Raw genomic sequence first — 25442 nt, forward strand, 5'->3', positions numbered from 1 at the left:
AAAATTATCGTTTTAGGGTGAAATGGTCTTTAACAACACGTCCATCCTGTAGGGTAGCCGCAAACCAATAGTCGCTAACGGGTAATGGTGTTCCGTTAATAGTGCCATCCCATCCAGGACCTAATGGGTTTATTTGTGTTAGTAATTTACCGTATCTATCAAAAATTAATATTTTAGAATTGGGGTGGAAAATATTTGAATTCCCTTTTATGTTCCAAAGGTCATTGTCGCCATCTCCATTAGGCGTAAATACTTTTGGGAAACCAATAACTGAAACTGAATAATCTATAATTCCGCAATTATTTTTTACATCTCTTATACTTAACGTGTAAATACCAGGACTAATATTGTTAAAACTATTTTCAGATTGATAAGGATATGCCAAACCAAACTCATTATAAAGCGCATATTCGTAATCGCCTTCACCAGACGTTATTACGGTTATAGAATTATTATCTGTTGCATCAACAACTTCCACCGATTCAATTGTTGCAATGTTAGAGGGTTCAACAGTTATGGTCCTTATAACGCTACAATTTGTAGTATTATTTGTTACTTGAACGCTATAAGTGCCAACCTCATTAACATTAATAGCATATGTAGTTTCATTTGTAGACCATAGATATGAATAGCTAGAAGGCGAAGTAATTTCACCAGAATCAATTGTTATCGTATTAGGATAAGTATTTAAACAATAAAATAAGGTTTCTTCTGTATCAATATCAGGTAGGTTAAATACAAACAACTCAATTTCTGCAATGCCATAGCATTCATCAACATTTTCTACACGTGCAAAAATAACTTGTTGGTTAGGTATTGTATTGGTAAACAAAGGCGAAAGTGCATTGGTTTCTAATAGGGCATCATCTATAGTAGCATAATATGCTATAGTTGACCCAATTGGAGTACCATTTAGAATGTCAGCATTTGCTTGATTTAAATCGAATTGAAATAAACCATCTTCGGTTCCGTCAGTATCACACTCTATAATTTGAGTATTGTTAACTGTAGTACTACTAATTTGTAATTCTAATTCTGAAATACTAAAACAATCTGTATTGTCATCAACAACCCGAACATAAATTGTTTGAGGATTCGATACACTTGTATACGAACTACTATTTGAAATAACATTAATGTCGTTTTGGGCGTCATTAAAACTCGTGTAGAACAGTGTTGATCTACCTGCAGTATTTCCAGTAAGTGTGCCGTTTGAATTTGTGAGATTAAAAATGGAAGATGCTGTGTAGCTGCATTGAACTTGCACAGCATTAAACGCTTCGGGTGTTTCTAAAACGATGAGGTTTAATGTTCTAATACTAAAACAATTTACGTTTGCAGCATTTTCAATTCTAATGAAAACTTCTTCTAAATAAGGTGTTGTGTTGTGGTAATAGTTTGGAAGCGGATCAAGATTAAATTCAGCATTTGAATACGACTCATGATACGTAATATTTAAGTCATCTGGATTTTGACCAACCAATATTTCTTCATTTTTTGACTCAAGATCAAAAATAACTTGACCATTTGAATTGTCACCGTCGTTATAGTCATCACACAAAATATAATCTGATGGTGTAGGGTAGTTGGCCCCATCACCAACTATAAGGTTAAAGGGTATGATTTCAAAACAGCCTGTGTCATCATCAGTTATTTTAGCGTAAACTTCCTGTGGATTTGAAATGTTGGTGTATAACCCTGTTATTTGATTGCTACCTATACTAGCATCAGTTTCTGATTCGTAGTAAGTAACTGAAACATTGGTTTGAGAACCGATAATCAAATCTGTATTTACACTTAAATCAAAAGTAGTCATGAAATCATCAAAAGGAAATACGGCATCACATTCTGATAAATTTAATTCTAAAGATGAGGATGACTCATTTGTAGGAGGGCTTGCAAATTCTGCAGTACCTGTCCACTCCAAATTAAATGGGCTATTTCCAATTGGTCTATCAATAACAATAAAATAGGTATCTCCCGCAACAACATCAAGCCAGCTAACAAAGCTATTGCCATCAGGTCCAGGCCCTTCAGAAGTATCGGTTTCTGCACCGTTCATCCCTGTTAGATTCCAATGTAAACCAGCACCAAGAGGATTTGTTGTTGAACAACGAATAGCTGGGCTTAAATTGCCGCAATCTGGGTTTGGCCCAAAGACAAAAAAATCGTAGTCTTCATTTAGGTCAGTACTTTGAGGTGTTAATGTGAATCCCAAAGTTCCGTCGGTTACAACGGTAACTTTTAACCACAAACTATTATGTTCTACACTACTACAGGTGTTTAAACCAATGAATTCTTGAGTTCCAATGCCATTGACATCTAAATTAATATTTGAATCACCACATACTGTAATGGCATTAACACAATCTGTAGGTTGTTGAGCAACAAGACAAAATTGGCTTAAGCAAAATGCGAAAGCCAAAATTAAATTTTGCCGTGTTACATGTAGTTTCAATTTGTTATCGTTTTAATGTGAAATGACTTCTGTAAAGTCGACCATCTTGAAGTTGAACCGTAAACCAGTAATCCGATACAGGCATTTGTTGACCATTAAACGTACCATCCCAACCATCACCAAGAGGATTTAGCTGTTTAAGTAATTTACCATATCGATCAAAAATTAAAATTTTTGTATTCGGTTGGAATTGCTGTGAAACACCTCTAACTTGCCAGGTATCATTATCACCATCTCCGTTTGGTGTGAAAAATTTAGGAAAACCAATTACAGAAACAATATCATCTACAATACCACAATTGTTTTTCACATCGCGTACACTTACTGTATATAAACCAGGGAATACATTTTCAAAATAATTTGACGATTGATATGTGGCATACAGATGTCCATCTTGATCGTACAAAGCGTATTCATATTCACCTTCACCAGAAACTATAACTGTAATGGTATTATTATCTGTAGCGTCAACAACTTCAATAGATTCAAATGTTGCAATATTGGAAGGTTCAATAGTGATGGATCTCGATTTGGTACAACCGTGAATGTTCATAGCTGTTACCGTGTAAACACCAACTGCATTAATATCAATTTCATACGTTGTTTGCCCAGAAGACCAAGTATAGGTGTAATTATTAGGCGAATCACCTACAATACCAGCATCAATTGAAATTGTATCAGGAAACGTGTTTAAACAATATAATAGTGTTTCGTCATCTTCTAATTGCGGCAATGGATTTATTGTTAACACGACTTCACCAATACCAAAACAAGCATTGTTATTCTCAACTCGAGAATAAATAGTTTGGTTATAGGGGTTTGTGTTGGTGTAGGGCGATGCTAATTCGTTTTGTTCCAGTAAAGCATCATTATAAGTTTCGTAGTATGTTACGGGGAATGTTATACCATTATCAGCTTGAATAGCTGCGGTAAACTGGTCTAAATCAAACGTATTTATACCATCTTCAGAATCTAGTTCATCACAGACTTCTGGAGCTTGATAATCGTTGATTTGCGTTGTGCTTACCTCCAAACTTAATTCGGCAATACTGTGGCATAATGTGGTGTCATCTATTACACGTGCAAATACAATTTGTGGATTAGCCGTATTAAAATAGGCATTGGCATTTACTGGACTATTACTAGATTGAGCATCAGGGAAGGACTCGTAAAATTCTATAAATACGCCTGTTGCGTTGCCTGTAAGCGCGTCAAATGCTTCATTTAAGTTAAACACAGTAAAGCCATCAACTGTACCATCTTCATCACATTGTATTAATGAGGCATCAAAAGATGGTGGAATAGGATTAATAATGGCATCAAATGAGGTGGTGTCAAAACATTCGTCGTTATCTACATTTTCTACACGTACAAAAATCTCTTCTTGAAAAGGTGTTTGATTATAATATATCGATGGTAAAGCATTATCGCCAGTATCGGCATCACCTTGAGATGAATGATAACTAACATTATATTCTAATGGATTTTGACCATTTAAAATATCATCATCAAAATCCTGTAAGTTTATGTTTATCTGTCCATTGGTGTTATCGCCATCTGCATCGTCATCACATAGTTCAAAAGTCGATACAGGATTTGCCAAAGGTGTATTGAAAACTTCTATGTCAAAAGTTATGGTATCATAACAGTCTTCATTTCCATCATTGTGAATTCTAGCATATACCGTAGCAGGATTGGTGGTATTGGTATAAAGACCCGTTATTTCGTTTTCGTTATTATCAGCATCAATTTGCGATTCAAAATAATGTACGCTATAAATGGTAGGATCTTGAGTGTCTAAAATTCCTGTATCTTGCTGGGTTAAATCAAAATTCCAAGAGCCGTCGTTATCATCGTCACAGATATTAAAATTCCCTACAGGATTGGCCACTGGAATGTCAAAATATGTTACAATAGCTTCACCTTCTAAATACTCACAGTCTCCATTATTTAAGTCTATTGTTAGTTCGTAGGTTCCAGCTTGCGTAATATCTAAATCGAAATCGGTTTCTGGCAATACAGTTCCATCAAAAGTCCATTCATAGGTAGCACCCGGAATATCATCGGCTGTTAAGGTATAGGTATCTCCAGTACACAATGGTAAGAATGTGGTATCCTGGCCGTTACGAATAATATCAATTTTTTCAGTAAAAAATGAAGCGATAAAAGGTGGTAAGCCTTGCATGGAGTTAGCGCTTAATGCTACTGAATTGTTATCATAATTACAGGCAGCTCCTAATGCATTTGGATTATTAATAGTACTTAAAAACGGAGACCCAATATCATAAGTTTGGGCCATGGACCTATAAATTCTACCATCTGGACCTAATTGTAAAGCACTTCTGTATGCATTTCTTTGGTCAACTATAAATGCTGAAGCACTTATATCAGCTGCAGCTAAATTGTATTGGACTAAAATAGAAAAATGAGTATTAGGATCATGATCTTGTCCGTTTGCAAAAAAATCATTTGAGGCCGTAACATAGAGTACTTGGCTATCAGGTGAAAATTCCGCGCCATAGGGTTCGTTATTGTTAGTAGTAGGTACGGTTAAACGTTGCCTATTACTGGCAAAACCGGTGGTAACATCAAAATCAAACAGATATAACCCATTATCGGTATTGGCACAGGCTAATTTGGTGCCATCAGGTGATAGCTTAAGATAGCCACGCGCATCGGTAATACCAATTCTGTCAAAATTAGATTTTACTGCTGTGGTGTTTATACCCGCATCTGTAACTTCAAAAGCGTGAAAGGTATCTAATGTAGAAATGGATGTGCCATTAAAGTCTGATAAACCAATAACCCATATAGCACCCGTTTCACAGTCCTTTAAAACGGCAGCAATTTTTTCAGCAGATTGCGAGAGTAGATTTTGATTTTTTAAGGTTACTTCGCCACGCCCCATATCCCTAGACATATCAACAACAGAATATTTCATTCCGGTTCCAGTTGAATTTGCACCTACCGTAAAAATGTAATAAATATCAGGGTTGTTAGGTCGCGGGACCACAATAGCCGATTGGGTACTAGAATCGTCACCTAATAACCCCGAACCATTACGCATAACCGTATGCACATTGGTGTAAACAGTAGTGCCATTTGTGTAGAACAATAAATTACCATTGTTATCTGAAATAGACGAGCAACCTTCTCGGGTGTTTAGTTGGCCGTCACTTAAAGGAATAATATTGTTGTTATTATCGAATCTAATTCCAGCATTTTCACCAAAATACCAGTTGGCTGCTTGACGCTGACTATAGGTGCTGACAAAGCACAGGAAAAGTATATAATAGAGTGTTTTTTTCATTTTTGATAGCAATAACTATCAAATATATTACAAATCTCGCTTTTTTAATAATCTAAACGATAAAAAGATGAATAAAGCTGTCCAAGCCAATACGATAATAATCTCAGAAGCATGCACACCATAATCATAAGCTAAATCGCCATTGTCTGGAAATTTTGTAATCATAATACGTTGAAAAGGCTGGTCTATAAGCTTGTACATAGATTTTAGTGGGAAAAAGTTTTGAATTTTTTCGGCTATTTCCATGTCGGCCTTCCAAGAAATTAATCCGAAAACTATCCACTCCACAATATAGAGTATAAACAAAAATCCTAAAGCAAATGCAGAACGTTTTAAAAGCATACCAAAAAACAAACACAAGCTAAAGAAGCCGACTAATTTTACAAAATAGGCTAACAAGAACTCGGTTTCCCTAAAAATGATATTAACTTCAGTATAGCTAGAATAATACAATCCAATAAAGAACGAGGCTAAACTTATAAGTACAGTTGCCAATAGGGAGAAAAATATAATAGTATAAAATTTAGAAAGTATAAACTCCTTTTTGCTCAAGCCATCTATTAAGTTTTGCTTAATGGTTTTATTGCTATACTCATTGCCAATCATACTAACTACAACTATGGCAAAGAAGAATTTAAAATACGATGCAAAAAATGTAGTTATATGCCAAATTATTGGAAAATTGAAGATGCCCAATTCACCCAATTCCAAAGTAAAGAAACCAAAGAAATTAATTTTTATGGACGATAGAATTAAAACTGTAAATGGTAAAATAAACGAAATAAAGATTAGTACTTTACTCGTTCTGTTTAACAATAGTTTTTGTAATTCTAATTTAAGAAGTCGTAACATGCGATTGGTTTTGATTGATTAGTTGTTGTCTGTAAGTTGTAAAAATTGTTCTTCTAAACTTTCTTTACGTTTTACCAAATGGGTTAGTGTAATGCCGTTTTCAAACATGAGTTGATTAACTGACTTAGCATCCATGGGTTCATCTAAAAATGCTGTAATTAAACCGTCTTCAACTTTAATTTTACCAAACATTTTTTTGGCTTCTAAAAACTGAACTAATTTATCTGTATCATCCGCCTTGAGCTCTAGGTAGCCATGGCTGGATATCATTTCGTCAACTCGACCAGAGTATAGTTTTTCTCCCTTTCGCAGGACAACAACATGCGAGCATACTTTTTCAACTTCATCCAATAAATGCGAGGCCAATAAAATAGTTGTGCCATTACTTGCAATTTCTTTGATGAGCGAACGAATTTGATGGATTCCTTGAGGGTCTAAACCATTGGTAGGCTCATCAAGAATTAAAATTTCAGGATCGTTAAGCAATGCCGAAGCAATGGCCAAACGTTGTTTCATACCTAAAGAATAGGTTTGAAATTTACTATCCTTTCTATCTAAAAGCCCAACAACTTCAAGTTTTTCGTCAATCTTGGAATAATCAACACCTTTAATTCTACAAACCAGTTTAAGATTTTGGTAAGCACTCATGTATGGATAAAAATTAGGCCGCTCAATAATGGCGCCTACTTTTTTTAAGGCGTCATGTGTTGTTGTGTTGCCATCGAACCAATGAAAATCTCCAGCGGTTTTATTTACAACATTTAAAACAACACCTAATGTTGTAGATTTACCACTACCGTTTGGACCGAGAATACCATAAACATTGCCTTTGTTTATAGTAAAACTCAAGTCTTTTACAGCTGTTAGGTAACCAAATTTTTTAGTAAGATTATTAATGGTTAGGATTGTATCCAAGATATTTTATTTTTAATGTGAAAATCAATTTCACAAAGGTTGGTAATGTAAATATGACGACTGATTCAATTTTTTGTTACATAAAAATAAAAAAGCATTCTCTAAACAGAATGCTTTTTTAACTTTTATTAGGAATTAATTCCAGTTTTCATCAAAATCGAGATTATCGTAATCTTCAATGTCTAAATCGTCTTCGTAATCGTTAAAGTCATCTAGATTTTCAGCTTCAAAAGATTTTTCAGGGGCTTCATCTGGAACTTGCCCATGAACAAACATAAGGTTAGGGTAATCTGTTCCTTCTGCCTCTTCAACTATTTCAGCCAGTTCAACATAAAAGGTCCACATGCTTAAAAAATCGTAGACATATATCAGTTTGGTTTGGTCTTCATGGACTAAATCTTTTAGGGTAGTGTTTCCCATGAGTTTAGTTTTGTTAATACCATCACTCATATCGAAAAGTGAAATTTCTTCACCTTGATTCCATTCATCGTCACTTATATAAAAGCTAGCCATTTCAGAGCCGTCAAAACCAAAGGATTGTGTTATGGTATTGTGTAAGTCTTCAAATGAATCTGATTCACGAATTTCTATATCGCGAAAAATATCATCTTCACTATCATTATCCAATACAATTCTAAATCTGTAAATCATGGTGTTATTTTATTTTGCAAATGTACTTTATTTTAGGTTATTTGCTGTAACGATGCAAGGTAAATGTCATAGCGCTCAATAAGAAAAATGCACCTATTTGATGTGTTACCCCAAGCCAAACAGGAACGCCGTACATTATGGTTAGTACACCCAATAAAAATTGTACACCCACCAAAAGGAGCAATGCATTTAACCCCTTAAGTTGCATCTTGTCTGGTGTCATCATTTTTCCTTTGTACCATATTAGTAAAATAAAAATTACTACTACGTATGCTAATGTTCTGTGTATAAATTGTACGCCACTTTTACCTTCAAAAAAATTTTTTATAACAGGCACTTGTTCGGTATATACGGTTTCGTGGATCAATTTTCCTTCACTCATAAATGGCCAATGATTATGAATGAATCCGGCATCTAATCCTGCTACAAATGCACCATATATAATTTGGATTAGGAGTACAGCCAATCCTAACCGTATTAAGTTTCTGAATTTTACTTGAATGGTTTTTTTAATGGGAAACATTAAATCCAAAGCGACCCAAAATGTGTAAGCAAACGTTATAAAAGCCGTGGTTAAATGTGCCGCTAGTCTGTAATGACTGACGTCTGGATTGTCTACCAATCCGCTTTTCACCATGTACCAACCTAAAAAACCTTGAAAACCTCCCATTATTAGTAGTACAATAGATTTTTGTATTGTAGGTTTGGTAAGCTGTTTGGTGATTAAAAAATATAGGAAAGGAAGGAAAAATACTAACCCAATAAAACGACCAATAACACGATGTAACCACTCCCAGAAATAAATATCTTTAAAGTCCTGCAAAGTAAAGTGGTTGTTAAGCTTTTGGTATTCTGGATATTGTTTGTACAAATCGAAAGCCTCCTGCCATTCTACTTCATTCATTGGTGGAATGGTACCAGAAATTAACTTGTAATTGGAAATAGATAATCCTGAATGTGTAAGCCTTGTAATACCGCCTACAACCACCATGATAAAAATTAAAATACATCCGGTTAATAACCAGTAAATAACCTTTTTGTTATCCTTTTTCATTTTTTATTAATTAGAATATTTTTTTAAAGCATAGACTGTTTTCCATGTTTCTATATTGTCCATAGTTTGGAATATCCAAATAGCTATTCTTGTGATAAAAGTTAACAGCCTCAATTTGACGCTTCCCTGTTTCTAGTATTGCAGATTGAAACCCTAGTTCTTTTGCCCAAGTTTCTAGTTCGCTAAGAATTTTTCCAGCAATTCCGGATTGCCTCATGTCCGGTTTTGTAAACATGCGTTTTACTTCAACACTATATTTGTCAAATTTCTTAAATGCACCACAGCCAACAGGAACTCTATTATTGTAGGCTACAATGGTGTGTTTTAAAACATCTATTTTGTTAAACTGATTGTAAAAATAATGCTCATCGCCATCAGTAACTTTTAAATAGGAATCCAAAGCTTTAACTAGTTCTATAAAGTCTGTGTTTTCGGAATTTGTTCTAACAAGCTTTATCATTTAACGAGCTGTTTTTAAACCTAATCGTTCACCTTCTTTAAGCATGAGTTGGTACGCAGCATCATAATCGTTTGGTATATCGCCTTCTAATATAGCCTCTTTTATGCTGTCTTTTATTATACCAATTTCTCGAGATGGTTTTAAGTTGAAGGCTTTCATAATTTCCTCACCACTAATTGGAGGTTGGAAATTTCTGATATGATCACGTTCTTCAACCTCAACAATTTTTTCTCTTACAATTTTAAAATTGTTGTGGTATTTTTTAAACTTTTTAGGATTTTTTGTAGTTATGTCGGCTTCACATAATGTCATGAGATCGTCAACATATTCACCAGCATCAAAAATTAAACGTCTCACCGCAGAATCGGTTACAATATCATTGGCCAACACAATTGGTCTCGAACTCATAAATACCATTTTCTGAACAAATTTCATTTTATCATTCAATGGCATTTTTAATCTTTTGAACAAACGATAAACCATTTTTGAGCCTTCAAATTCATGAGCATGAAATGTCCAACCTACTTTTTTATCAAAACGCTTTGTAGGTGCCTTGCCAATATCATGAAGTAAGGCAGCCCAGCGTAACCATAGGTTATCTGTATTTTGCGAAATATTATCAACCACTTCAAGCGTGTGGTAGAAATTATCTTTATGACGCTGACCTTCAATTTCATCAATGCCTTTTAGGGCGGTTAATTCTGGAAGTATATATTTTAATAAACCTGTTTTTTCCAATAATAAAAAACCTATTGAAGGTTTATTGGATTCCAAAATCTTATTCAGTTCTACAACAATACGCTCTTTGGTAATAATTTTAATACGTTCGTTATTTCGGGTAATGGCGTGTAACGATTCGTCTTCAATTTTAAATCGTAATTGTGTAGCGAATCTTATGGCACGCATCATACGCAATGGGTCGTCGCTATAAGTAATATCAGGGTTTAGTGGTGTGCGAATAATATTATCTTCTAAATCCTGAATACCGTTAAAGGGGTCTAGTAAATCTCCATAGTTAGAAGTGTTTAAACTCAAGGCTAAAGCATTGATGGTGAAATCTCTTCGGTTTTGGTCATCTTCTAGTGTGCCATTTTCTACAATAGGGTTGCGGCTATTTTCATTGTAGGATTCTTTACGGGCTCCTACAAATTCTATTTCAATATCATCAGTACGCAACATAGCTGTACCATAGGTTTTGAAAACCTGAACTTTAGGTTTGTTGGGTAACTTTTCGGCAACCTTCTTGGCCAATTGTATACCACTACCAACGGCAACAATATCGATATCTTTATGCGAGCCTCTATCAAGAATAAAATCTCTTACAAATCCTCCAATAACATAGGCGTCAACCTGTAATTCTTGAGCAGATTTAGAAATTATATCAAATACTGAATGTTGTAAGGCGTTTTTGTAGTTCATAAGTGTTAATTACAATCTTCAAATTTCTTTATAAATAGGTTTGAAATATGAGATTTACTCACGAATAACAGTTATACTACCATCATGCTCAACTTTTAGTATGGATGATGGTTTGGCTTCTGTTTTTTCGTCTGGCAAATTTACAACATAGTCAACACCTTTTAAAATGTCAGGATGTATTTCTTTAAACGATTTTGGGGTTGGTTTGCCACTAATATTTGCCGAGGTTGAAACAATGGGTTTGTTAAATGTTTGTAATAGCTTATTACAGAATTCATGATTTACTACGCGAATAGCCAAAGTATTATCTGGTGCTATCAAGTTTTGGGCAATTCCAACGGGATTATTATATATAATTGATGTGGGTTTGGTGGTGTTTTTTAAAATTTCAATAACCCTATCAGGAATATGTTTAACATAAGATTTTAGCATGTTTAAATCCTTGACCAAACAAATTAAGGCTTTGCTTTCTTCTCGTTTCTTTAAGGCATAAATTTTTGAAACAGCTTTTGGGTTGGTGGCATCACAGCCAATTCCCCAAACGGTGTCTGTAGGGTAGAGTATAAGTCCAGAATGGACAAGCGTATCATTCGCTTTTTTTAATTCGGAATCCATGATCTAAACAAAAAATCATTATGATTTTGAAGCCACAGTGGCAAATTGTAAGAACCTCATGTCGAGTCCTTTAAATAGTCTTGGTATGTTGTAAAGGTAAGGCCTTAAGGATTTACCTTTATTAATGCCTACATGTGTGATTATTTTAAACCCTAAATCTTCATACATTTTTCTAATGGATTTTTTGGTAAAAAACCGTAAGTGGGTTTTATCTAAAACGCCTTCTTCTTTATACGCAAAGTTCTCTTCAAAATACATTTCCTTAAAAACTTCATAATACCTAATATTAGGAATAGAGCTTATTACCACACCCGTGTCCGTAAGTTTAGTTTTAATAATCTCTAATACTTTATAGGGATCTTGCATGTGCTCTAATACGTCATTAAAATAAACAGTATCAAAATAATTGTCCGGAAGATCATTAAAAAACTTTTCACATGGACCTATAAACACCTTGTCCAGAACCTCTTTTGCCTTTTCACCTGCAGATGGTGTTAACTCAATACCCCAAACTTCAGCATTGTTTTTAGTTTTCATTGCTAAACCAAACGCACCTTGTGCACAACCAACATCTAATATTTTTTTGGACGTATCTGGTAAAAATGCTAACATTTCCTCTCGTACATGTTGATAATACCCATCGGGCTTGTTGTTGTAATCCATTGTTATTAAATTTGACAAAAATTTTGAACAAGATACTACATTCTTTTCCAAAATAACAGCTAATTTTTTATGAATACTAGTATTCCTGATTTTGAATTTTTACCTATTGATTTCTTTGATAACAATTCTATTTCCTTTCAACGCAGTTCACCTCCGTTAGTTTCAATAATTATACCTGTTTATAATCAGCTTTCTTATACGTTAAACTGTTTGTATTCTATAAAGCGGGAGTGTAAGAATATTGATTATGAAATAATTTTGATTAATGACAACAGTATTGATGACACAAAAGAATACCTTGACCGTATTAACGGTATACACGTTATTCATAATGAAGTAAATTTAGGATTTTTAAAAAATATTAATAATGGCGTAAAAGCTTCAAAAGGTGAGTACGTGCTTTTGCTTAATAATGATGTTATTGTTTTGCCAAGGTTATTGGAAGAGCTTTTGGCTGTTTTTAATAACCAATATTGTGTTGGGGCCGTTGGCGGAATGGCTATTCACCCTTCAGGGGTTATTCTTGAAGCTGGTTCTGTATTATTGGCAAATGGAGGAGCTGTAAACATTGGAAGAGAGTTTTTTCCAGACGACCCAAGATATCATTTTTTAAAGCGAATGGATTATTGTTCGGGTTGCTGTTTGTTGTTAAAGCGAATTTTACCAGACAATACTTTGGTACAGTTAGATGAGTTGTTCTTACCTGCGTATTATGAAGAGACAGACTTGTGTATGCAATTGAAGCATAAATTCAATTTAGACGTTTATTACCAGCCATTTGCAAAAATTATTCACTTTGAAAGTATTTCGTACAATGCTGAAGATCAAGAACGCAAGCAAGGATTAATAGATAATAACAGAATTAAGTTTTATAATAAATGGAAAGCAGTTTTTAACCAAAAACCATATGGTTTGAAATTAAATGCCAATTATTTAAATAAAGACTATATAGGTAAGCGTGAAGTATATTTAGAAGACTATTTATCTGAAAGTGCTTTAAATGAAATTGAACGAAAGGATACCATTCGTCAAAAGGTAATTGTAGTTTTAAAAGCAAAAGATAGCTTAAAAGAAGAGAAAATAATTGAACTTCAAAAGCAAGGTGTAGAAGTTTTGTATCCTTATGTGACAAAAAATGAAAGAAAAAAATCTTTTTTAAGTATGTTAAAGTATGCTTTTGCAATAAGCGATGTGGTTTACACTAAAAACCCGTTTTATTATTCTTTTTACTACGTAATAAAATTTAAAATAAAAGCCTTTGGCTAAATTTTTGCTAATATCTTTGCAAATTATAACGTGTTTATAGTTCAAACCTTTTTATAAAAGATAAATGAAACCTAAAATAGTTAAAGGCTTAAAGCTTAAAGTAAAAAACAAAATTTTTGAAAAGCGATTAATCAAAAAAAAAGCTTTTTGTGACTTTAAATATTTGGATTCTAAAAAACCTATAGTTTTTATTATTGACTCTATCATTCCAGAGTTTGATAAGGATTCAGGCTCTAGAAGACTGTTCAGTTTAATTAAGTTGATGCTTAAAGAAAATTTTACGGTTGTTTTAATGGCAGATTTAAAGGAATATAAATACAACAGAAGTATTTATATTGAAAAATATAAGGCAATAGGAGTGCATGTATATGTACCGTGCCTTAATGGTGATTCTGAATTAGTAACAAGGGAAGTGTTTGTAGAACAGGTTTCAAGAAAGGCCGATTTTATTTGGTTACATCGTCCTGGTATTTTTGACAAATATTATTCAATAGCCAAAAAAAAAGCAACTAAAGCCAAGTTTATTTATGACATGGTTGATTTTCATTACTTAAGATTAAAACGAGAATGGGAATTGAACCAAAACCAGCAAACCCTTAAGGAAGCTAATGAGTATTTGGAAATAGAATTAAATGCATGCAAAAATGCAGATGAAATCATTTTAATTTCTAAAGACGACAAAGTTGCTTTAAATGATTTTAAAGTTGATTTATCTAAAACCACCATTTTAAGTAATGTTCATAACTTTATTGAAGACACTGTAAAAACACCCTTTAGCGATAGGCAAGATTTACTTTTTATTGGCGGTTTTTCTCACACCCCAAATATTGATGCAGTTATATATTTACACGACAAGATACTACCAATAATTTGGGAGACAATACCAGATTTAAAAGTTAATATAATAGGAAGTTACCCAACAGATGACGTTTTAGCTTTACACTCTGAAAAGTTTAATGTTCTGGGTTTTGTTGAAGATATAGCTCCGTATTTTAAATCTGCTAAAGTTTTTGTCGCACCCTTGCGATATGGAGCTGGAATAAAAGGTAAAATAGGACAAAGTTTAGAGTATGCTTTACCTGTAGTTACTACTGATATTGGAGCTGAAGGTTTTGACTTTGGGATGTTTAAGCAAGATATGGTGGCCAACACTCCCAACGAAATAGCTAAAAAAATAATAAGTATTTACCAAGATTCTGAAAAATGGGAAGCAATTAGTAATTACTCAAAAACAATTTTAGAGCCATTTTCATTAGAAGCTACAGAAAAAACAGTACTAGAAATTCTTAAATCATAAATTAAAAACGGTTTTAACCCAGTTTTTTAATGTGTACTTTTCATAGATATTACTATCTATCGGCTCATACTCTTGTTCAAAAAATAAAGTGTCAAGCGGTTTGTCATTAAGGATGAAAATATTGCTTTCAGAGTAAAACGGATAGTTCTTTACATTGGCATTATTGGTAATTATTTTTTTACTTAAAGCCATAGCTTCAAAAAATCTAAAACTCAAACCTGTTTGTTTGTCTCTAATTAAGTCTACTATTGTTTGAGAGCGGGAATAAAAATTAATTAATTGCTTTTGGTTTAGTTTAGTACTATCAAATTGGATTAAATCACCATATTCTTCAATTAAAGGTTTTAGCTTTCTTTTTTTTCCAATTACCAAAAATTTATAAGGAACCTCAAGGGTTTTTAGAAGTTTAGCCAAACTAATGAGAGCAGGTAACCTATCATCTAATGAGCCCACATAAACAGCATTGTATTCATTGGTTTCAGAAGGCGGTTGTTTGGGTAGGTAAATGTAGTTGTTTGAAGGAATTAAATTATGCTTTTTAATATCCTCTTTATCAAAGGAGTAGATTTTATCAAATATGTTGTCAAATAAATGTTCAACAGGATGCCTTTCTAAACTATCGTATAGATACGCCATATAGGTTGTGCAGAACGTTTTAATTTTTAAGTGAAAATCCTTATTAATAACTTCAGGGTTTATAACTAGTATTTGGTCTTGTTTCCCAAGTGACTTAAGACAATCAATAATGTATTCTTGCCTTCGAATTTTTTTTAAATTCTTTCCTCTAAACACCTTGCTAAAAACATTGATAATCCTGTCTTTAAAACTGGCGTGTTGATACCCATCAATTTTTATGTGGTTGCTATTGTAACCTAATTCATTTAAAGTGTCGACTATATGATGGTCGTAGTTCCAGTGGTCAAAACTAATTACACAAATGTTTTGGCTCATAGTATAATTTATATTTCTAACAAATGTAATATAATCTCGTATTGTTTACTATTTTTGAGCAGTGATGTTCTAAAGCCTGTTTAATTATGAAAAAAATTCACGTCGGATTTTTGTTGTCTTATGATTATGAGAAATTAAAAAAATCCATACCACCAGTTTATCAAGATGCTGATGCTATATTTATTGCTAAAGACCACAAGAATAGAACTTGGGCAGGTGAAACTTTTACTATAGACGATTCTTTTTTTAAATGGCTTAAAGCGTTTGATGTTGATAATAAAATTGAACTTTACGAAGATGATTTTTACGACGCAAACCTCATTGCCATAGAAAATGATAATCGCGAGCGTCACATGCTTTCTCTTAAAATGGGTATTGGTAACTGGCTAATACAAATAGACAGTGACGAGTATGTGTTGGATTTTGGAAAGTTTGTAAAAGACTTAAGAAAGTATGACAAATATCTAGATAATCCTGAAAATCACAAAATTCAGATTTCCATGTATTCGGTGAATTTGTATAAGTATGTAGACGATGGAATTTTATTTGTAAAATCGCCAACAAAAGCAGTTGTCGCTACAAATTTCCCCAATTATAAAGTCGCCAGAGTTACAAGAGAACGAATAATTTATACCCAAAACATTTTACTTCATGAAAGCATTGCTCGAGATGAAGATGAATTAGTTTTTAAGCTAGATAATTGGGGACACAATATTGAAGTCCAAAATAAAGAAGCCTTCTTGGAAAAATGGCGAACTACCAATAAACATAACTATAAAGAAAGAGAAGACTTTTTTTATATTGAGCCTGAAAAATGGAAGTATTTAGAGTTTTGCGAAGGTCAAACTATAGAAGAAATCCGTGAGAATATGAATATTAATGCCATTATACCTTCAAAGTTTTACATAGCAAAAAAGAACTTTGGCCAATGGTTTAAGTTTCTATTCAAGTAAGCTGTTGTAAAGCCTTATATATTGTTCAGCAGTTTTAGACCAATTATATGAATTGGCATGGTTGATAATAGCTTTTCTCATATTAGGATTACTATTGTAAGTCTGCATACCTTTATTAAACTGTTCAGCCATATACTCTGGATTAAATTGTTCCCAATAGAACGCCTGATTTCCGCCAACTTCAGGCAACGAGCTTTTGTTAGATAAGAATACAGGTTTGCCATATTGCATAGCTTCAATAGGAGGAATGCCAAAACCTTCTCGTAATGATGGAAAACAAAAGGCATAACAGTTTTTTAAATAATAGGCTTTGTCATTTTCACTTATCTTGCCAGTTAAAAACACACGATTAGCTAATTGATGTTCTGATATCTTATTTTCAATAAACTTGGCATAATCTGTAGTTTTTTTACCAGAAATAATTAAATTCAGATTAGGTAAATATTTTAGCATATCAACCAACGTGTGAAAGTTCTTTTTCTCTAAAACCTCACCAATAGTAAACAGGAAATCTGCTTTAGGAAGAAATTCTGGTTTATAGTTATCGGCTATTTCAATAGGTTTAGAACTACCATTGTAAATCACATATTCGGGGACTTTAGGAACATTAAAGTAAGAATGTGTCATGGACTTGGCATATTCAGATATGTAAGTTATAGCCTTGCTGCGCTCAAGTTTTTTTTTAAATAACTCTTCACGTTTTTTTAGTTTTTTTCCCTTAAGTTCTTCCATAAAATTAACATCATGAACGGTTAATAAATAAGGGAGATTAAAATAGGGTTCAACTTTAGTATTCTGATTTAGAGAATGCCATAAGTCATATTTTGTTTTTATACTAAAAACTCTTTTGCGATGCAGGGATTTATATTTTTTATAACGGAATGCTTCGCCAAATTCAAGTTCCAATTTTTTTGGATTCTTACTAATTAATGTAATATTTAAATTAGAATCTTTAAGTAATTTTTGATGTTCATAAAATCCTTTTATCAAATGGTAATTGAATTGTCCAAACCCAAAAAATAAATTGTCAATATTATGAGATTCTAAACAAATATTTGGCATAGAAAAGTCTTTCCTGCAAAGTAAATAAAATGACTCTTATCCGCTAATTTTATTACAGATTAAAACAAAATATTATTGTAATATTGTATTATGAATTACAAGATAAATAAGGGGTTTCAAGCTCAAGAGCAATTACTAAAAGAAATTGTTGTGAATTATGAAACCAGAGGTGAAAACTTTGGAAATCAAGACCGTAATTCGTTAAAATTATTTGATTTAAAAGGCATGACTATCAATGTCAAATCTTTTAAAGTACCCAATATATTCAATAAAATAGCTTATAAATTTTTTAGAAAGAGTAAAGCTCAACGCTCTTTTGAGTATGCCAATACACTTATGGAATTAAATATTGGAACACCACAACCAATAGCTTATTTTGAGTTTAAATCCGGACTGTTTTTTAAAAACAGTTACTATATAAGTGAACACTTGCATTACGACTTAACCTATCGTGAATTAACTACGGATTTTAATTATCCGAACCATGAAGCTATTTTGAGAGCCTTTACAAGGTTTACCTATGATTTACATGAAAAAGGTATTAATTTTTTGGATCATTCACCTGGTAATACTTTAATTCAAACAGCTAAAAATAACTATAAATTTTATTTAGTTGATTTAAATAGGATGCGTTTTGAAACCATGAGTTTTGAAGAACGCATTAAAAACTTTGCTAAATTAACCATACATAAATCAATGGTTGAAGTTATGAGCGATGAGTATGCCAAGCTAATTGGTAGAGATTATGATGAGGTTTTTGATTTGATGTGGAAAGAAACCCAAGCGTTCCAAAACCGATTTCATAGAAAGAGACGCATAAAAAATAAAATTCTGTTTTGGCGACCAAAAAAATATTAATTTCTAGGGTGCCATAATCTGTAAAGCTTAATATACTTCAAGAAGGTAACATTGTAGGTCTGTACACAAATAATAAATCCGTTAAGCCCGTCTAAAAACCCAAGTCTTAAAAAATAAGCTTTAAAAAATGCCCAAGTTGGTCGGTAAATAATTTTCCATATTGAAGAGCGTTTGCCTAATTTATAATAAGCTTCTGCAGCAATAGAAGAAAAACGTTCTACCTTTTCATTGTGCTCAGAATAATCTCTGTAAATCCAATGCAATAAATCACCTTTTATGAATCCTGATTTAAAGTCTGGTTTTAGAGTAAATCTATCGTGAGGATTAATGCCTTGCCATTCGCCACATTCTTTTTTAAATAGTCGCAATTTTTTATCGGGATACCAGTCAGAATGCCTAATCCATTGGCCACAATAATTGTTTAATCGGTTACAATAATAACCATCATATTGCCAGTCTTCTTTTACCTTATTTATTGAAGTTTTTAATTCTTCAGATAAAGCCTCATCACCATCCAGGGATAAAATGTGATTATAATTGGCTAAAGATAATGCATAGTTTTTTTGTTCTATGTAACCCAAGAATTTTTGCTGATGGAAACTAACGTTAAACGATTTGCAAATTTTTGGTGTGCTATCTGTAGAAAACGAATCAACAACAACAATTTCATCAGCTATACCAACCAAAGACTCCAAGCACTTTTCTAGGTGTTCTTCTTCATTATAAGTTATGATAACTGCTGACAGTTTTATCATGCTGTTTATGCAAAAGGTTTTAAGAAGTTATTTAATTTGTCTTTAAACCATTCAGGTTTAAATTGAATATACAAATTTTTGGCATCAGCCTTCATGTCTTTTTCAATTTTACCAGTATAAATTTCAGGTTTGTAATCTTTTAAATGTACGGATTCATTGACGTCTTTTTCCTCAAAAACACTCCAGGTTTGTTTATCTATCCATGGTGCAAAAATGGCAAAAGTTTTGACATTTAAAGCTTTAGCCATGTTAATAGCTCCTCCCTCATTACCAATAACAGCATTACAACATGAGGTTAAGGCTAAAAATGAACGTAGGCTTTTGCCAAAAACATTAAAATAAATCTGTTTTTGAGTTTCGGGTTTACAAGCATTAAATATAGATTCAGCTTCAGCTAATTGATTGGGAATGTAATTAAACAGTATTTGACCATTTGTTGTTTCAACAATTTCATCAATAACGGTTGCCATATATTCAAAAGGATATGTTTTATTTAATCCACTACCTAAAACACTTATCATAAATAGAGGTCTTGATAATAAAATGTTATTTGCCGTTAGTAGTTTTTTTGCGCCCTCAATTTCACTTGAGGTTAAATGAATTTTGGGTTTAATAGGATTAAATTGAATACCCAAGGGCTCTAAAAGCTGCAAGCGGTTAACTAGGGCTAGTCCGCAATTTTTGTAAGTTGCTTTAAGGCGTTTAACGTTATGATTATAAATTAACGTTGTATACCATTTGTGATACGATATTTTTGTTTTGGCACCCGAAAACAGCGTGATAAGGTTGCTTGATATTTTTGAATACACATCAATTACAATATCATAATCTTTTTTTTTGATAGATATTGCGAATTGGAGGAGTTCTTTTTTACTTGATTCTATTTCGGGCGTAAAAAAGATAAACTTATCAATACAGGGATGATTTTCAACAACTGGATAGGTATGTGTATTTATCAGGTAATGTAATTCAGCTTTAGGATATTCTTCACGAAGTGCTTCAAACAAGATACTGCTTGTAAGGACATCGCCAATCATTTTTTGTTGAATTACTAATATCTTCATTTATACAGCAACGTCATATTCACGCAAAGCGTCATTAAGTGATGTTTTCTTATTTGTACTCTCTTTCCGTTTCCCAATAATTAGTGCACAAGGAACATTATAGTCTCCGGCCGGGAATTTTTTAGTATAACTTCCGGGTATAACCACAGAACGCGCCGGAACAATTCCTTTCATTTCTTTTGGTTCATCGCCCGTTACATCAATAATTTTTGTGGAAGCTGTTAAAACAACATTGGCACCCAATACAGCTTCACGTTCAACTTTTACGCCTTCAACAACAATGCATCGTGAACCTATAAATGCATTGTCTTCAATAATTACAGGAGCAGCTTGTAAAGGTTCTAACACCCCTCCAATACCTACGCCTCCAGAAAGATGCACATTTTTACCTATTTGAGCACAACTTCCTACAGTAGCCCAAGTATCAACCATAGTACCTTCGTCTACATAAGCACCAATGTTTACATAGCTAGGCATCATAATAACACCTTTTGAAATATAGGCTCCATGCCTTGCTACTGCATGAGGAACCACTCTAATTCCTTTATCTTTATAGCCAGTTTTTAGTGGGATTTTATCATGATATTCAAAAATACCAACTTCAAAAGTTTCCATTTTCTGTATGGGGAAGTAAAGTACTACAGCTTTTTTTACCCATTCATTAACTTGCCATCCATTATCTGTTGGTTCTGCCACACGTAATGTACCTTGATCTATTAAATCAATAACATTTCGTATACTGTCAATGGTAAGTTTATCGGTTAGCAATTCGCGATTGTCCCAAGCGTTTTCTATAATCTGTTGTAGTTGTTTCATAGTTAGATTTCAATAATAAGACAAAGATAAAGGTATAATTGGTTTGTTAAAACAGAAAGGTGTAATATTCAATACTAACAATAGGTCTTCTGTATTAATAATGGTAAATTTGCAACCAATATGGGAAGAGTTTTAGCAATAGATTTTGGAAAAGTTCGTACAGGTCTGGCTGTAACAGATGAGTTGCAAATTATTGCATCAGGACTGACAACAGTAGAAACCAAAAATCTTATTTCGTTTTTAAAAGATTATACTCAAAAAGAACATGTAGAATTGTTTTTGGTTGGTGAACCCAAACAAATGAACAATGAAGCATCTGAAAGTGAAGTTCTAATTTCACCATTTCTTAAAAAACTTGAAAAAGCTATTCCTGATATTCCCGTTAAGCGTATTGATGAACGTTTTACTTCTAAAATGGCTTTTCAAACTATGATTGATAGTGGTTTGTCTAAAAAAAAGCGCCAAAACAAGGCTTTGGTTGATGAAATTAGTGCTACGCTAATACTTCAGAGTTATTTGCATTACAAGTAGCTGATATGTAGTAGTTTATATCGATATTGCGTTTGTTTTTAACGATTAAAGGTTTTTGTTTTTCAAATAATCGAATTTTTATGAATTTAAACCATTTTATTAATACAATAAAAAGCCTGAAATTATATTTGGCCAAACCAAATCTTTATCATTATGAGAAAACTTTACCCAACTTTAGTGCTTTTATTTGCACTTTTCTATTTTAATAACTGTTTAGCGCAAATTTGTCCTGCTAACGGATTTTCAAATTCAACATCATTGTTTTTCTATTATGAACCTGGTGCGTTGTCTTGTGCAGAAAGACCAGATACCGTAACAGTTGATGGTAGCGTATTTACTTTAGCATCTTGTGATATGTCACTATCTATTTACGATTTAACATCTGGTAGTCCTGTTTCAAACATTAATGAATTTACTGTTGATTTCGGTTCGGCAACTTGCGAATATACCAGCGGTGATCTTACTGGTGAAACACTTTCACGAGAAAGCTTTGAATCTGTTATTAACAGTTTAGTGGTATTTCCCAATCCAGTATTAAATAACGGAAATGTAAATATTGTTTTTGGCAAAAACATAAGCGCCAATATTGAATTATATGCTGTTACCGGAAAATTGATTTTAAAAGATAGCATTACTAATTTAAGTAGAAAGCAATTGTCATTATCAAATATTCCAAATGGAGTTTACCTGCTTAAAATTAGTACAGATACGACGTCTGTAACCAAAAAGCTAATTGTAACACAGTAATATTTTTAAATATTAATGATTAAAAGCTCCTTTTAAAAGGGGCTTTTTTTGGGTTCTTAACTGAAGCACTTTAGTATTGTCTAGCTGTTTATTTGCTCTTTATCCAACTCTTAAATCGATAAAACACCCTCTGTAAAGGTTTATTAACACTACGTTTATCGATGAAATACACGCCTTTATCTTATTATCGATTTTATGTCACGATTCAACAATTTTTTTACATTAATGCATTTCATCGATACTATATTTGTCATGTCTCAAATTAAAATAATAAGACAATGAAACGATTTTTAATTTTATGTGTTTTTATATTTTTAGGTTTAAATAGCTTAAAGGCACAATCTAATTTAGAGATTCAGAACAAAGAAATAGTTGCTGTTGATGTTGCTAATACTGATACTGAAAAAGATATTATCAATATAAAAGAAACTGCAGCTAAAAAGAAAGATATTTTAAATGCAAAAATAAATTCTAAACTTAAAGGTAAAGTTGATTTGTTTTTTGTTGCTGATAAAAGCATTGTTTGTTAATTATTATACAAATAATTTCATATCCATAGTAAATAAAACTCCTTTTATTAAAGGAGTTTTTTTATGCGTATTACTTTAAGAATTGTACTTTTGCACTAATAAAAATAGCAAATAAATGATTTTACCTATTGTAGCTTATGGAGACCCGGTTTTAAAGAAGAAGGGTAAGGATATATCAAAAGAGTATCCTAAACTAAATGAGTTGTTGGATAACATGTATGAAACCATGTACAATGCCTTTGGCGTTGGATTGGCTGCTCCACAAATAGGATTGCCCATTAGACTGTTTTTAGTGGACACATCACCGTTTGCTGAAGACCCAGACTTATCTCCCGAAGAGCAGGAAAACCTTAAAGATTTTAAGCGCACTTTTATTAATGCCAAAATTATCGAAGAAGAAGGTGATGAGTGGGCATTCAATGAAGGGTGTTTAAGCATTCCGGATGTAAGGGAAGACGTCTTTAGAAAACCAAAAATTACCATCTCTTATGTTGATGAGAGTTTTGAACCACATACAGAAACCTTTGAAGGGTTGATTGCTCGAGTTATTCAACATGAATACGATCATATAGAAGGTATTTTGTTCACCGACAAACTATCTAGCTTAAAAAAACGTTTAATTAAAGGTAGACTATCCAATATATCGAAAGGTAAGATTAACGTGGATTATAAAATGCGTTTTCCAAACCAAAAAAAGAAAAGATAATACTTGTTTAGCAATAGTAAACATAAGATATTTGCGCACTTTAAATTAAGATTATGGGTCTAGATAAAATATTAGCAATAGCCGGAAAACCGGGTTTATACAAAATGATTACTCAAACACGCAGTGGTTTTATTGCTGAATCTTTAATTGATGGTAAACGGTTATCTGTTGGTATACATCATAATGTAAGTATTTTAAGCGAAATAGCTATTTATACGTTAACGGAAGAAAAACCCCTTATAGAGGTCTTTCAATTAATTCACGATAAAGAAAACGGTAATGAAACATCCATCAGTCATAAAGATAGTAAGGATGTGTTGGAAGAATATTTATTTGGTGTGCTTCCAGATTATGATGAAGACCGTGTTTATGCCAGTGATATAAAGAAAATTGTACAATGGTATAATTTGTTGCAGAAACATGATTTATTGAGTTTTGATGAGGTTGAAGTTGCTTCAGCTGAAGAGGAAGAATAAATTATATTAATCATATATACAAATCCAGCCTGAAGCTGGATTTTTTTATTTTATATTAAATCGAAAACCAATATTAATCGTAATTTTAATAAAACTTCAAAAATGAATTCTAGAGCAGATCAATTAAAAGCCTTTGATAGATTATTAACTATTATGGACGAATTGAGGGAGCAATGTCCGTGGGATAAAAAGCAAACCATGGAAAGCTTAAGGCATTTGACAATAGAGGAGACTTACGAGTTGGGTGATGCTATTTTAGATAATGATTTAGAAGAAGTTAAAAAGGAATTGGGCGATGTACTTCTGCATATCGTTTTCTATTCAAAAATAGGAAGTGAGACAAGTGATTTTGATATTGCTGATGTTTGTAATTCCATTTGTGATAAGCTAGTTAATAGACACCCACATATTTACGGTGATGTAAAGGTAGATAATGAAGAAGATGTTAAACGTAATTGGGAAAAGCTGAAGTTAAAGGAAGGTAAGAAAAGTGTTTTGGAAGGCGTGCCTAAAAGCTTACCAGCACTTGTAAAGGCTAATAGAATTCAGGATAAAGTAGCGGGTGTTGGTTTTGATTGGGAGGAACCTAATCAAGTTTGGGAAAAAGTTGAGGAAGAAATACGCGAGTTACAATCTGAAGTTGAATCAAATAATCAAGACGCTATTGAAAGCGAGTTAGGCGATGTGCTTTTTTCTTTGGTTAACTATGCGCGATTTCTAAATGTAAACCCAGAAAATGCTTTAGAGCGTACCAACAAAAAATTCTCCAAACGGTTTCAGTATTTAGAACAAAAATCTAAAGCGTTAAATAGAAACCTGAAAGATATGACACTTGCCGAGATGGATAGATTTTGGGAAGAAGCTAAAAATATTTAATTTTTTTTAATCCTAAAAAAATCCAAAATTCAAATACAACCGTATATATAACAAATGATGCTTTTTTAATTGATTAATAGCATAATTTACTTCCTTAAAAGTATCATTTGGTAAGTTGGTTATTTTGGTTGGGAAAATAACTATTTAGTTAGTTTAG

25 protein-coding genes are annotated in these 25442 nt (G+C 32.7%); 10 read left to right on the forward strand and 15 right to left on the reverse strand.

Annotated features, from left to right (window positions below; translation table 11 throughout):
- Positions 1 to 4: 4 nt before the first annotated feature.
- The 10 genes from K7G76_RS05335 to K7G76_RS05380 all read right to left on the reverse strand — a co-directional run bounded on the left by K7G76_RS05335 (position 5) and on the right by K7G76_RS05380 (position 12397).
- On the reverse strand, positions 5 to 2458 hold the full coding sequence (locus tag K7G76_RS05335; RefSeq protein WP_223033145.1) for a T9SS type B sorting domain-containing protein: 2454 nt from the start codon (positions 2456 to 2458) through the stop codon (positions 5 to 7).
- Positions 2459 to 2462: 4 nt separating this feature from the next.
- Positions 2463 to 5768 (reverse strand): T9SS type B sorting domain-containing protein, encoded by a 3306-nt coding sequence (locus tag K7G76_RS05340; protein ID WP_223033146.1) that lies wholly within the window; start codon positions 5766 to 5768, stop codon positions 2463 to 2465.
- Positions 5769 to 5795: 27 nt separating this feature from the next.
- Complete coding sequence (locus K7G76_RS05345) at positions 5796 to 6620, reverse strand: ABC transporter permease (protein ID WP_223033147.1); 825 nt, start codon at positions 6618 to 6620, stop codon at positions 5796 to 5798.
- Positions 6621 to 6638: 18 nt separating this feature from the next.
- On the reverse strand, positions 6639 to 7535 hold the full coding sequence (locus K7G76_RS05350; RefSeq protein WP_223033148.1) for an ABC transporter ATP-binding protein: 897 nt from the start codon (positions 7533 to 7535) through the stop codon (positions 6639 to 6641).
- Positions 7536 to 7670: 135 nt separating this feature from the next.
- Positions 7671 to 8186: a plasmid pRiA4b ORF-3 family protein gene (locus K7G76_RS05355; protein WP_223033149.1), complete on the reverse strand. Its 516-nt coding sequence runs from the start codon at positions 8184 to 8186 to the stop codon at positions 7671 to 7673.
- A gap of 37 nt (positions 8187 to 8223) precedes the next feature.
- On the reverse strand, positions 8224 to 9240 hold the full coding sequence (locus K7G76_RS05360; RefSeq protein WP_223033150.1) for a COX15/CtaA family protein: 1017 nt from the start codon (positions 9238 to 9240) through the stop codon (positions 8224 to 8226).
- A gap of 10 nt (positions 9241 to 9250) precedes the next feature.
- Positions 9251 to 9700 (reverse strand): GNAT family N-acetyltransferase, encoded by a 450-nt coding sequence (locus tag K7G76_RS05365; RefSeq protein ID WP_223033151.1) that lies wholly within the window; start codon positions 9698 to 9700, stop codon positions 9251 to 9253.
- The gene (locus tag K7G76_RS05370) at positions 9701 to 11119 is read right to left on the reverse strand and encodes a CCA tRNA nucleotidyltransferase (protein WP_223033152.1); all 1419 of its coding nucleotides are present in this window, start codon (positions 11117 to 11119) and stop codon (positions 9701 to 9703) included.
- 54 nt (positions 11120 to 11173) lie between these two features.
- Positions 11174 to 11734 (reverse strand): L-threonylcarbamoyladenylate synthase, encoded by a 561-nt coding sequence (locus K7G76_RS05375; RefSeq protein WP_223033153.1) that lies wholly within the window; start codon positions 11732 to 11734, stop codon positions 11174 to 11176.
- Between the two features lie 18 nt (positions 11735 to 11752).
- Positions 11753 to 12397, reverse strand: coding sequence for a class I SAM-dependent methyltransferase (locus K7G76_RS05380; RefSeq protein ID WP_223033154.1), 645 nt, complete (start codon positions 12395 to 12397; stop codon positions 11753 to 11755).
- A 69-nt stretch (positions 12398 to 12466) separates the two neighbouring features.
- Between K7G76_RS05380 and K7G76_RS05385 the strand changes: the two genes are divergently transcribed.
- Complete coding sequence (locus K7G76_RS05385) at positions 12467 to 13663, forward strand: glycosyltransferase family 2 protein (protein WP_223033155.1); 1197 nt, start codon at positions 12467 to 12469, stop codon at positions 13661 to 13663.
- Positions 13664 to 13727: 64 nt separating this feature from the next.
- Positions 13728 to 14960, forward strand: coding sequence for a glycosyltransferase (locus K7G76_RS05390; RefSeq protein WP_223033156.1), 1233 nt, complete (start codon positions 13728 to 13730; stop codon positions 14958 to 14960).
- On the opposite strand, the gene K7G76_RS05395 is transcribed toward K7G76_RS05390, so the two are convergent.
- Positions 14955 to 15911 carry a hypothetical protein gene (locus K7G76_RS05395; protein ID WP_223033157.1) on the reverse strand — a complete coding sequence of 319 codons (957 nt, stop codon included), beginning with the start codon at positions 15909 to 15911 and terminating at the stop codon, positions 14955 to 14957. The two genes, K7G76_RS05390 and K7G76_RS05395, sit on opposite strands and share 6 nt — an antisense overlap.
- Before the next feature lie 86 nt (positions 15912 to 15997).
- On the opposite strand from K7G76_RS05395, the gene K7G76_RS05400 reads away from it, so the two are divergent.
- On the forward strand, positions 15998 to 16864 hold the full coding sequence (locus K7G76_RS05400) for a hypothetical protein (protein ID WP_223033158.1): 867 nt from the start codon (positions 15998 to 16000) through the stop codon (positions 16862 to 16864).
- Here the strand turns inward: K7G76_RS05400 and K7G76_RS05405 are convergent.
- Positions 16853 to 17926: a glycosyltransferase family 4 protein gene (locus K7G76_RS05405; RefSeq protein ID WP_223033159.1), complete on the reverse strand. Its 1074-nt coding sequence runs from the start codon at positions 17924 to 17926 to the stop codon at positions 16853 to 16855. The genes K7G76_RS05400 and K7G76_RS05405 overlap by 12 nt on opposite strands.
- Before the next feature lie 90 nt (positions 17927 to 18016).
- Here K7G76_RS05405 and K7G76_RS05410 point away from each other — a divergent pair, with 90 nt between their 5' ends.
- Complete coding sequence (locus K7G76_RS05410; RefSeq protein WP_223033160.1) at positions 18017 to 18784, forward strand: lipopolysaccharide kinase InaA family protein; 768 nt, start codon at positions 18017 to 18019, stop codon at positions 18782 to 18784.
- Here K7G76_RS05410 and K7G76_RS05415 read toward each other — a convergent pair.
- From K7G76_RS05415 to K7G76_RS05425, 3 genes are read right to left on the reverse strand one after another with little or no spacing between them, the layout of a single operon-like run.
- Entirely contained in the window at positions 18781 to 19539 is a 759-nt protein-coding gene (locus K7G76_RS05415) for a glycosyltransferase family 2 protein (protein WP_223033161.1), read from the reverse strand. The two genes, K7G76_RS05410 and K7G76_RS05415, sit on opposite strands and share 4 nt — an antisense overlap.
- A gap of 5 nt (positions 19540 to 19544) precedes the next feature.
- Positions 19545 to 20603 (reverse strand): glycosyltransferase family 9 protein, encoded by a 1059-nt coding sequence (locus tag K7G76_RS05420; RefSeq protein ID WP_223033162.1) that lies wholly within the window; start codon positions 20601 to 20603, stop codon positions 19545 to 19547.
- Positions 20604 to 21419: a 2,3,4,5-tetrahydropyridine-2,6-dicarboxylate N-succinyltransferase gene (locus K7G76_RS05425; protein ID WP_223033163.1), complete on the reverse strand. Its 816-nt coding sequence runs from the start codon at positions 21417 to 21419 to the stop codon at positions 20604 to 20606.
- Positions 21420 to 21539: 120 nt separating this feature from the next.
- On the opposite strand from K7G76_RS05425, the gene ruvX reads away from it, so the two are divergent.
- The 6 genes from ruvX (at position 21540) to mazG (ending at position 25285) form a co-directional block, all read left to right on the forward strand.
- The gene (gene ruvX, locus K7G76_RS05430) at positions 21540 to 21950 is read left to right on the forward strand and encodes a Holliday junction resolvase RuvX (RefSeq protein ID WP_223033164.1); all 411 of its coding nucleotides are present in this window, start codon (positions 21540 to 21542) and stop codon (positions 21948 to 21950) included.
- A 153-nt stretch (positions 21951 to 22103) separates the two neighbouring features.
- Positions 22104 to 22697 (forward strand): T9SS type A sorting domain-containing protein, encoded by a 594-nt coding sequence (locus K7G76_RS05435; RefSeq protein ID WP_223033165.1) that lies wholly within the window; start codon positions 22104 to 22106, stop codon positions 22695 to 22697.
- A 278-nt stretch (positions 22698 to 22975) separates the two neighbouring features.
- Entirely contained in the window at positions 22976 to 23227 is a 252-nt protein-coding gene (locus K7G76_RS05440; protein WP_223033166.1) for a hypothetical protein, read from the forward strand.
- Positions 23228 to 23342: 115 nt separating this feature from the next.
- Positions 23343 to 23933, forward strand: a complete 591-nt coding sequence (gene def / locus K7G76_RS05445) for a peptide deformylase (RefSeq protein ID WP_223033167.1) — start codon at positions 23343 to 23345, stop codon at positions 23931 to 23933.
- Positions 23934 to 23986: 53 nt separating this feature from the next.
- Positions 23987 to 24409 (forward strand): DUF5606 family protein, encoded by a 423-nt coding sequence (locus tag K7G76_RS05450; RefSeq protein WP_223033168.1) that lies wholly within the window; start codon positions 23987 to 23989, stop codon positions 24407 to 24409.
- A gap of 102 nt (positions 24410 to 24511) precedes the next feature.
- Complete coding sequence (gene mazG / locus K7G76_RS05455) at positions 24512 to 25285, forward strand: nucleoside triphosphate pyrophosphohydrolase (RefSeq protein ID WP_223033169.1); 774 nt, start codon at positions 24512 to 24514, stop codon at positions 25283 to 25285.
- Positions 25286 to 25442: the final 157 nt, after the last annotated feature.

Source organism: Hanstruepera marina (assembly GCF_019880635.1).
GTDB lineage: Bacteria > Bacteroidota > Bacteroidia > Flavobacteriales > Flavobacteriaceae > Hanstruepera > Hanstruepera marina.

Excerpts from the sequence above, each read along its gene's own strand:
- K7G76_RS05340 (WP_223033146.1), bottom strand. The coding sequence starts at position 5,768 with ATGAAAAAAACACTCTATTATATACTTTTCCTGTGCTTTGTCAGCACC.
- K7G76_RS05345 (WP_223033147.1), bottom strand. The coding sequence starts at position 6,620 with ATGTTACGACTTCTTAAATTAGAATTACAAAAACTATTGTTAAACAGA.
- K7G76_RS05355 (WP_223033149.1), bottom strand. The coding sequence starts at position 8,186 with ATGATTTACAGATTTAGAATTGTATTGGATAATGATAGTGAAGATGAT.
- K7G76_RS05360 (WP_223033150.1), bottom strand. The coding sequence starts at position 9,240 with ATGAAAAAGGATAACAAAAAGGTTATTTACTGGTTATTAACCGGATGT.
- K7G76_RS05365 (WP_223033151.1), bottom strand. The coding sequence starts at position 9,700 with ATGATAAAGCTTGTTAGAACAAATTCCGAAAACACAGACTTTATAGAA.
- K7G76_RS05370 (WP_223033152.1), bottom strand. The coding sequence starts at position 11,119 with ATGAACTACAAAAACGCCTTACAACATTCAGTATTTGATATAATTTCT.
- K7G76_RS05375 (WP_223033153.1), bottom strand. The coding sequence starts at position 11,734 with ATGGATTCCGAATTAAAAAAAGCGAATGATACGCTTGTCCATTCTGGA.
- K7G76_RS05380 (WP_223033154.1), bottom strand. The coding sequence starts at position 12,397 with ATGGATTACAACAACAAGCCCGATGGGTATTATCAACATGTACGAGAG.
- K7G76_RS05385 (WP_223033155.1), top strand. The coding sequence starts at position 12,467 with ATGAATACTAGTATTCCTGATTTTGAATTTTTACCTATTGATTTCTTT.
- K7G76_RS05390 (WP_223033156.1), top strand. The coding sequence starts at position 13,728 with ATGAAACCTAAAATAGTTAAAGGCTTAAAGCTTAAAGTAAAAAACAAA.
- K7G76_RS05395 (WP_223033157.1), bottom strand. The coding sequence starts at position 15,911 with ATGAGCCAAAACATTTGTGTAATTAGTTTTGACCACTGGAACTACGAC.
- K7G76_RS05400 (WP_223033158.1), top strand. The coding sequence starts at position 15,998 with ATGAAAAAAATTCACGTCGGATTTTTGTTGTCTTATGATTATGAGAAA.
- K7G76_RS05405 (WP_223033159.1), bottom strand. The coding sequence starts at position 17,926 with ATGCCAAATATTTGTTTAGAATCTCATAATATTGACAATTTATTTTTT.
- K7G76_RS05410 (WP_223033160.1), top strand. The coding sequence starts at position 18,017 with ATGAATTACAAGATAAATAAGGGGTTTCAAGCTCAAGAGCAATTACTA.
- K7G76_RS05415 (WP_223033161.1), bottom strand. The coding sequence starts at position 19,539 with ATGATAAAACTGTCAGCAGTTATCATAACTTATAATGAAGAAGAACAC.
- K7G76_RS05420 (WP_223033162.1), bottom strand. The coding sequence starts at position 20,603 with ATGAAGATATTAGTAATTCAACAAAAAATGATTGGCGATGTCCTTACA.
- K7G76_RS05425 (WP_223033163.1), bottom strand. The coding sequence starts at position 21,419 with ATGAAACAACTACAACAGATTATAGAAAACGCTTGGGACAATCGCGAA.
- ruvX (WP_223033164.1), top strand. The coding sequence starts at position 21,540 with ATGGGAAGAGTTTTAGCAATAGATTTTGGAAAAGTTCGTACAGGTCTG.
- K7G76_RS05435 (WP_223033165.1), top strand. The coding sequence starts at position 22,104 with ATGAGAAAACTTTACCCAACTTTAGTGCTTTTATTTGCACTTTTCTAT.
- K7G76_RS05440 (WP_223033166.1), top strand. The coding sequence starts at position 22,976 with ATGAAACGATTTTTAATTTTATGTGTTTTTATATTTTTAGGTTTAAAT.
- def (WP_223033167.1), top strand. The coding sequence starts at position 23,343 with ATGATTTTACCTATTGTAGCTTATGGAGACCCGGTTTTAAAGAAGAAG.
- K7G76_RS05450 (WP_223033168.1), top strand. The coding sequence starts at position 23,987 with ATGGGTCTAGATAAAATATTAGCAATAGCCGGAAAACCGGGTTTATAC.
- mazG (WP_223033169.1), top strand. The coding sequence starts at position 24,512 with ATGAATTCTAGAGCAGATCAATTAAAAGCCTTTGATAGATTATTAACT.